The 230-nt window shown below is 53.0% G+C and carries 1 protein-coding gene; it reads left to right on the forward strand.

Annotation, left to right across the window (positions count from 1 at the left end; all coding sequences use genetic code 11):
- Window positions 1-230, forward strand: a 230-nt coding sequence (locus HBA93_RS23990; RefSeq protein ID WP_221724876.1) for an STN domain-containing protein, incomplete at both ends; no start/stop codon positions are given.

Raw genomic sequence — 230 nt, forward strand, 5'->3', positions numbered from 1 at the left:
CCTTTGTGCAAACCGTTTATGCCCAGCAGACAAACATCAGTTACTCAATCCCTGCCGGATCCTTGGGCGCAGTGATTTCCCGTTTTGGGGATAAATCAAATCTTCAGATTCTTTATCCGGCTGACCTCGTGCGCGGCAAGAGCTCCTCCGGCCTTCAGGGCACGATGGGCAAACAAGAAGCCTTATCACGGCTGTTGGCAGGCACCGGCCTGACCTACAACTTCACCAAT

It is taken from the genome of Ochrobactrum sp. SFR4, from assembly GCF_019730395.1.
Classification (GTDB): domain Bacteria; phylum Pseudomonadota; class Alphaproteobacteria; order Rhizobiales; family Rhizobiaceae; genus Pseudochrobactrum.